The sequence below is a fragment of the Saccharobesus litoralis genome, assembly GCF_003063625.1.
In the GTDB taxonomy this organism is placed as follows: Bacteria; Pseudomonadota; Gammaproteobacteria; order Enterobacterales; family Alteromonadaceae; genus Saccharobesus; species Saccharobesus litoralis.
This window is the reverse complement of record NZ_CP026604.1, coordinates 2,074,406-2,083,381: the sequence shown is the minus strand read 5'-3', so window position 1 is coordinate 2,083,381 and position 8,976 is coordinate 2,074,406. Positions and strand designations below refer to the sequence as shown.

General features: G+C 41.1%; 2 protein-coding genes and 1 rRNA gene. 2 read left to right on the top strand and 1 reads right to left on the bottom strand.

Going from position 1 to position 8,976, the window contains the following annotated elements; genetic code table 11:
* The first annotated feature begins 297 nt into the window (after positions 1 to 297).
* Entirely contained in the window at positions 298 to 4,422 is a 4,125-nt protein-coding gene (locus C2869_RS07320; protein WP_108602322.1) for a calcium-binding protein, read from the top strand.
* A gap of 2 nt (positions 4,423 to 4,424) precedes the next feature.
* Positions 4,425 to 8,618, top strand: coding sequence for a calcium-binding protein (locus C2869_RS07315; protein ID WP_108602321.1), 4,194 nt, complete (start codon positions 4,425 to 4,427; stop codon positions 8,616 to 8,618).
* A 194-nt stretch (positions 8,619 to 8,812) separates the two neighbouring features.
* Here C2869_RS07315 and rrf read toward each other — a convergent pair.
* Positions 8,813 to 8,927 (bottom strand): 5S ribosomal RNA (gene rrf, locus C2869_RS07310).
* Positions 8,928 to 8,976 lie beyond the last annotated feature (49 nt).

Below are 8,976 nucleotides of genomic sequence, written 5' to 3'. Positions count from 1 at the left end.
AAAGGGAAATTTCATTCTAAATAAGTCTATTTATTTTGAGGGATAATACATCCGTTGTATCTAAGGGGGTGTTACACACCGCAATTAAACTATTTTAAAACAGCAAAAACAAGGGAATTAAGCTTAAGCAAACCTAAAACCCTTACAAATATAGCTAATCATTTTTACAGGATTTATAACTAACAAATATAAGTGGTTTATTTACTAATGGTAGAATCCCCCAATTAAGAAATTTATTTATAAATTTAAGAGTATTCATCAGTTTGATTTAACTGAGTCAGGGAAGAGATAATAAACATGTTTTTAAACACAAAAGTTTCAATCTTTATTTTACTTATGTGTTTTGCATCGCTTAACCAAGCAAGGGAAGTATGGTTAGCGCAGCAATGGCAGAACAAAGCAAACTCGGCAAGTATTCAAACCGCAAAATTAAGCCTATCAAGTTGTGAAGATACTGCAGATTACCTCTGGTATCAGGTCACTGAATCAAAAAGTTTAAGTCATTCTGATATACCAGAAGACATCTTTATTGCCATAGCCAGCCACGAGTGGTTTGTTGATCACCCAAACGCAAAACTGTATTACGAAGGCAAAAAAAACGGCATTCCCGTTATCCAATTAGACACCCGAGGTATTTCATCTGGTTTAGTCAGCGTACAGCATCCACAATGCGATATTGGCGATTCATGTAATACAGCGAGACAAGTACCGCTTGATTATGTTTTTACCAACGAAGATATCCGCTACGCTGGTGATAAAGACGTCTTCAAGTTTAATGTTGAAGAGCTTAAAACCATTGAGCTCTACTCGACAGGTGAAGCAAATGTAATTGGCACCCTTTTAAACTCCAGTTGCCAATCTATTCAAGTCAGCCAGGGCTTTGATCAAACCAATAACTTTAATATCGAACGTATTCTGCAACCCGGTGACTACTATATTCAATTGCAAGATCAAGATAGTGAACATTTTGGAGACTACTATGATTTGCATTTGGTGGCCGGAGCTAGTGCAAAAACATTTAACGACACTTCTGATGATCAAACCATTGTTGGGACAGATTTTGGTGATGTGATAAATCAAGTATCTGGTGATGACCAAATTTATGGCGGTCTAGGTAATGACATTATCAATGTTCGATACAACTCCCCTGTCATCCATTTTAGCCCTGGAGATGGACAAGATACTATTAATGTCGACCGATGTTGTTCATCATCTAATAAACCTAAATTATTGTTCGCAGATCCTATTCTACCCTCCGATATCTCGGTCTCTCGGCAAGGTAATGCATTGCACCTATCCATTAATAATTCAACCGACCAAGTTATCGTCTCTGCTTATTTCCAAGGTGAATATTATGCATACCGACTAGAATCAATTGAGTTTGCTAGTGATGGTACTGTATGGGATTGGGCAGCATTGACCACCGTATTAAATGCAGGAACTGATAATGACGACACCATAGTGGGTTTCAACACGTTAAGTGAAACCTTCTATGGAGGAAAAGGCAATGACACTATCACCCCTAATAGCGGTAATGACACTGTCTATGCAGGTGAAGGCGATGACACCATACATTTGAGCAATGGCAATGACCATATCTATGGCGGACTCGGTAATGACATTATCAATGTTCGATACAACTCCCCTGTCATCCATTTTAGCCTTGGAGATGGACAAGATACTATTAATGTCGACCGATGTTGTTCATCATCTAATAAACCTAAATTATTGTTCGCAGATCCTATTCTACCCTCCGATATCTCGGTCTCTCGGCAAGGTAATGCATTGCACCTATCCATTAATAATTCAACCGACCAAGTTATCGTCTCTGCTTATTTCCAAGGTGAATATTATGCATACCGACTAGAATCAATTGAGTTTGCTAGTGATGGTACTGTATGGGATTGGGCAGCATTGACCACCGTATTAAATGCAGGAACTGATAATGACGACACCATAGTGGGTTTCAACACGTTAAGTGAAACCTTCTATGGAGGAAAAGGCAATGACACTATCACCCCTAATAGCGGTAATGACACTGTCTATGCAGGTGAAGGCGATGACACCATACATTTGAGCAATGGCAATGACCATATCTATGGCGGACTCGGTAATGACATTATCAATGTTCGATACAACTCCCCTGTCATCCATTTTAGCCTTGGAGATGGACAAGATACTATTAATGTCGACCGATGTTGTTCATCATCTAATAAACCTAAATTATTGTTCGCAGATCCTATTCTACCCTCCGATATCTCGGTCTCTCGGCAAGGTAATGCATTACACCTATCCATTAATAATTCAACCGACCAAGTTATCGTCTCTGCTTATTTCCAAGGTGAATATTATGCATACCGACTAGAATCAATTGAGTTTGCTAATGATGGTACTGTATGGGATTGGGCAGCATTGACCACCGTATTAAATGCAGGAACTGATAATGACGACACCATAGTGGGTTTCAACACGTTAAGTGAAACCTTCTATGGAGGAAAAGGCAATGACACTATCACCCCTAATAGCGGTAATGACACTGTCTATGCAGGTGAAGGCGATGACACCATACATTTGAGCAATGGCAATGACCATATCTATGGCGGACTCGGTAATGACATTATCAATGTTCGATACAACTCCCCTGTCATCCATTTTAGCCCTGGAGATGGACAAGATACTATTAATGTCGACCGATGTTGTTCATCATCTAATAAACCTAAATTATTGTTCGCAGATCCTATTCTACCCTCCGATATCTCGGTCTCTCGGCAAGGTAATGCATTGCACCTATCCATTAATAATTCAACCGACCAAGTTATCGTCTCTGCTTATTTCCAAGGTGAATATTATGCATACCGACTAGAATCAATTGAGTTTGCTAGTGATGGTACTGTATGGGATTGGGCAGCATTGACCACCGTATTAAATGCAGGAACTGATAATGACGACACCATAGTGGGTTTCAACACGTTAAGTGAAACCTTCTATGGAGGAAAAGGCAATGACACTATCACCCCTAATAGCGGTAATGACACTGTCTATGCAGGTGAAGGCGATGACACCATACATTTGAGCAATGGCAATGACCATATCTATGGCGGACTCGGTAATGACATTATCAATGTTCGATACAACTCCCCTGTCATCCATTTTAGCCCTGGAGATGGACAAGATACTATTAATGTCGACCGATGTTGTTCATCATCTAATAAACCTAAATTATTGTTCGCAGATCCTATTCTACCCTCCGATATCTCGGTCTCTCGGCAAGGTAATGCATTGCACCTATCCATTAATAATTCAACCGACCAAGTTATCGTCTCTGCTTATTTCCAAGGTGAATATTATGCATACCGACTAGAATCAATTGAGTTTGCTAGTGATGGTACTGTATGGGATTGGGCAGCATTGACCACCGTATTAAATGCAGGAACTGATAATGACGACACCATAGTGGGTTTCAACACGTTAAGTGAAACCTTCTATGGAGGAAAAGGCAATGACACTATCACCCCTAATAGCGGTAATGACACTGTCTATGCAGGTGAAGGCGATGACACCATACATTTGAGCAATGGCAATGACCATATCTATGGCGGACTCGGTAATGACATTATCAATGTTCGATACAACTCCCCTGTCATCCATTTTAGCCTTGGAGATGGACAAGATACTATTAATGTCGACCGATGTTGTTCATCATCTAATAAACCTAAATTATTGTTCGCAGATCCTATTCTACCCTCCGATATCTCGGTCTCTCGGCAAGGTAATGCATTGCACCTATCCATTAATAATTCAACCGACCAAGTTATCGTCTCTGCTTATTTCCAAGGTGAATATTATGCATACCGACTAGAATCAATTGAGTTTGCTAGTGATGGTACTGTATGGGATTGGGCAGCATTGACCACCGTATTAAATGCAGGAACTGATAATGACGACACCATAGTGGGTTTCAACACGTTAAGTGAAACCTTCTATGGAGGAAAAGGCAATGACACTATCACCCCTAATAGCGGTAATGACACTGTCTATGCAGGTGAAGGCGATGACACCATACATTTGAGCAATGGCAATGACCATATCTATGGCGGACTCGGTAATGACATTATCAATGTTCGATACAACTCCCCTGTCATCCATTTTAGCCCTGGAGATGGACAAGATACTATTAATGTCGACCGATGTTGTTCATCATCTAATAAACCTAAATTATTGTTCGCAGATCCTATTCTACCCTCCGATATCTCGGTCTCTCGGCAAGGTAATGCATTGCACCTATCCATTAATAATTCAACCGACCAAGTTATCGTCTCTGCTTATTTCCAAGGTGAATATTATGCATACCGACTAGAATCAATTGAGTTTGCTAGTGATGATACTCAGTGGAATTACGAAGCAATTAAAAGCATGTTGTAAAAATGATGAAATGGATTTTATATGTAGTTTTAACTTTATTCTTTTTGTTTACGGAGAGCCTATTAGCAAGAGAAGTTTGGTTAGCTAAAAGCTGGCATCCCAAAGAATCTGGTCTTCAAATTGCTAGTCTTGAGCAATCTAATTGTGAAGACACGCTAGATTACCTTTGGTATCCAGTAACAAAATCAAAAAGTTTGGCTGTAATACCAGACGATATATTTATCGCTATTGCCAAACACGAGTGGTTTATTGAGCATCCTAAGGCTGAACTATTTTACGAAGGAAAAATAAATGGTATTCCGATTATTGAGCTAAATACTAATGGTCAAGCAACTGGCTTAATCAGTGTACAACACCCTCAATGCGACATAGGAAATGACTGCAATAGCGCTAGAGAGATACCGTTAAACTATGTTTTTGCTAACGAAGATATTCGATTCGCAGGTGATAAAGATTTCTTCAAATTTACTCTTAATGAAACACAATTTGTAGAATTAACGACAACGGGCGAAGCCAACACAATTGGAAAACTCTACAACACCAATTGCCAGCTTATTTATTCAGATTTTAGTGATAACCAAGATCACTTTTCAATTAGGCAAATCCTTCAACCCGGAGAATATTTTATTGCCGTCGAAGAGCAAGACCCAGATCGGTTTGATGCCTTTTATGATCTCGAAATAGATGAAGGAAATATAGGCGAAATTATCAACGGTGATAATGCCAGTAACATTTTAATAGGAACTCAAAGCCACGATTTAATATTGGGTGGTGATGGACACGATACCTTAGATGGCGGGGCTGGTAATGACACGATATACACTGGATTTCATAACAATACCCTTCTATTTGGATTTGATGATGGACATGACTCATGGCATCTAAAAAATTACCACTGGGGCACAAGCTACAACACAACACTCCAATTTAAATCAGGTGTCACACCTAGCGATATCGCACTGATTCAAGATAACGATAACCTGATTATCTCGCTAAACGAAAATCAGGCCACTGCCACCGTTGCCGATTTCTTTAAAAACTCTGAACATATCTATCGCATACACAATATAGTGTTCGAAGATGGTACCACATGGAATAAAAACCAAGTGCTTGAGCAAATTTTTACTGGTGACTCTGGTGATGATTCCTTTGTTGGGCTAAATGGCATTGGTGATGTCATGCACGGAAACGCTGGAAATGATACCTTAGACGGGCGTTCCGGCAATGATATGCTATACGGTGGTGAAGGTGATGATACGTTATACGGTGGTGATGGACACGACACCTTAGATGGCGGGGCTGGTAATGACACAATATACACTGGATTTCATAACAATACCCTTCTATTTGGATTTGATGATGGTCATGACTCTTGGCATCTGAAGAATTACCACTGGGGCACAAACTACACCACCACACTCCAGTTCAAACCAGGTGTCACCCCTGACGATATCGCACTGAAGCAGGACAACGATAACCTAATTATCTCGTTAAACGAAAATCAGGCCACTGCCACCGTTGTCGATTTCTTTAAAAACTCTGAACATATCTATCGCATACACAATATAGTGTTCGAAGATGGTACCACATGGAATAAAAACCAAGTGCTTGAGCAAATTTTTACTGGTGGCTCTAGTGATGATTCCTTTGTTGGATTAAATGGTTATGGCGATGTCATGCACGGAAACGCTGGGAATGACACCTTAGACGGGCGTTCCGGCAATGATATGCTTTACGGTGATACTGGCGATGATACGTTATACGGTGGTGATGGACACGACACGCTAGATGGCGGCGAAGGCAATGATACCATTTATACTGGGTTTCATAACAACACCCTTCTATTTGGATTTGATGATGGTCATGACTCTTGGCATCTGAAGAATTACCACTGGGGTACAAGCTACACCACAACACTCCAATTTAAATCAGGTGTCACACCTAGCAATATCGCACTGATTCAAGATAACGATAACCTGATTATCTCGCTAAACGAAAATCAGGCCACTGCCACCGTTGTCGATTTCTTTAAAAACTCTGAACACATCTATCGCATACACAATATAGTGTTCGAAGATGGTACCACATGGAATAAAAACCAAGTGCTTGAGCAAATTTTTACTGGTGGCTCTAGTGATGATTCCTTTGTTGGATTAAATGGTTATGGCGATGTCATGCACGGAAACGCTGGGAATGACACCTTAGACGGGCGTTCCGGCAATGATATGCTTTACGGTGATACTGGCGATGATACGTTATACGGTGGTGATGGACACGACACGCTAGATGGCGGCGAAGGCAATGATACCATTTATACTGGGTTTCATAACAACACCCTTCTATTTGGATTTGATGATGGTCATGACTCTTGGCATCTGAAGAATTACCACTGGGGCACAAACTACACCACCACACTCCAATTCAAACCAGGTGTCACCCCTGACGATATCGCACTGATACAGGACAACGATAACCTAATTATCTCGTTAAACGAAAATCAGGCCACTGCCACCGTTGTCGATTTCTTTAAAAACTCTGAACACATCTATCGCATACACAACGTCGTGTTTGAAGATGGGACAACATGGAATAAAACCCAAGTGCTTGAACGAATTTTTACTGGTGGCTCTGGTGATGATTCCTTTGTTGGATTAAATGGTTATGGCGATGTCATGTACGGTAATGCTGGGAATGATACCTTAGACGGGCGTTCCGGCAATGACACTCTAGATGGTGGAAGCGGAAACGACACCATCTACACCGGAGATGGCGAAGACATTATTTTATTTGGTCATGGTGATGGCCATGATATTTGGCACTTATATCGCACTAGCTCGGGGCGGCGTAACGAGCTGCACTTTAAAGAAGGTGTGTTAGAAAATGATATTCAATTCCAACGAATTGGCGACGACTTAATACTAACTTTGATCTCTAGCGGAGATACTGCCAATGTTGTCAATTACTTTAAAGATGATAATTACAGGTATCGTTTCTCGCAAGCTTCCTTCGCAGATGGTACAACGTGGAATGAAACAAACCTATTCCATCGTATTTTTACCGGAACGGATAACGATGATGTTATCAACGGCATGAGCCTTAACGACACCATTAAAGGTCAAGGCGGAAACGATATCATTTACGGTCATAACGGAAATGACACACTAGACGGTGGAACAGGTAACGACACCATCTACACAGGTGACGGCGAAGATATCATTTTGTTTGGGTATGGCGACGGCCACAATATTTGGCATCTATATCGTACCAGCACGGGGCGACGGAACGAGCTGTATTTTAAAGAAGGTGTGCTGGAAAGTGATATTCAATTTCAACGAGTTGGCGATGATTTATTGCTAACTTTGGTCTCTAGCGGAGATACCGCCAATGCTATCAATTACTTTAAAGATGACAACTATCGGTATCGTTTCTCACAGGCTTCCTTCGCAGATGGCACAACGTGGAATGAAACAAACCTGTTCCATCGTATTTTTACTGGAACCGAGGGCGATGACGTTATCAATGGCATGAGCCTTAACGACACCATTAAAGGTCAAGGCGGAAACGATATCATTTACGGTCATAACGGAAATGACACACTAGACGGTGGAACAGGTAACGACACCATCTACACCGGAGATGGCGAAGACATTATTTTATTTGGTCATGGTGATGGCCATGATATTTGGCACTTATATCGCACTAGCTCGGGGCGGCGTAACGAGCTGCACTTTAAAGAAGGTGTGTTAGAAAATGATATTCAATTCCAACGAATTGGCGACGACTTAATACTAACTTTGATCTCTAGCGGAGATACTGCCAATGTTGTCAATTACTTTAAAGATGATAATTACAGGTATCGTTTCTCGCAAGCTTCCTTCGCAGATGGTACAACGTGGAATGAAACAAACCTATTCCATCGTATTTTTACCGGAACGGATAACGATGATGTTATCAACGGCATGAGCCTTAACGACACCATTAAAGGTCAAGGCGGAAACGATATCATTTACGGTCATAACGGAAATGACACACTAGATGGTGGAAGCGGAAACGACACCATCTACACCGGAGATGGCGAAGACATTATTTTATTTGGTCATGGTGACGGCCATGATATTTGGCACTTATATCGCACTAGCTCGGGGCGGCATAACTATGGCACTATCCATGACGATCCAAACCTTAGAAGTCAATGAAGATGAATTTGCACAAGGCTTAGCTATGTATGAGGTGTTAGAGACGCTAGTGAAACACTTTAACGAAGATTTACTGTAGAAGCAGTGGCGTTTTATCAAAGCTTGCAAGCATAAATGCTCGCCTACCTCGGTATAGTTTTAGCCATAACGTAAAAAGCCCTTAGCTTTCGCTAAGGGCTTCTTTTCGAATAAGAGCCTGACAGTGTGCTACTCTCACATGGGACCTCCCACACTACCATCGCCGCAATTGCGTTTCACTTCTGAGTTCGAGATGGAGTCAGGTGGTTCCGCAATGCTATCGCCGTCAGGCATAAACTGTTAAACAATTAGGCTTGTAATAAGTTCGTTCTTTATAGTT

Bases quoted from the DNA above. Each gene is read 5' to 3' on its own strand.
- C2869_RS07320 (WP_108602322.1), top strand. From the start codon at position 298: ATGTTTTTAAACACAAAAGTTTCAATCTTTATTTTACTTATGTGTTTT.
- C2869_RS07315 (WP_108602321.1), top strand. From the start codon at position 4,425: ATGATGAAATGGATTTTATATGTAGTTTTAACTTTATTCTTTTTGTTT.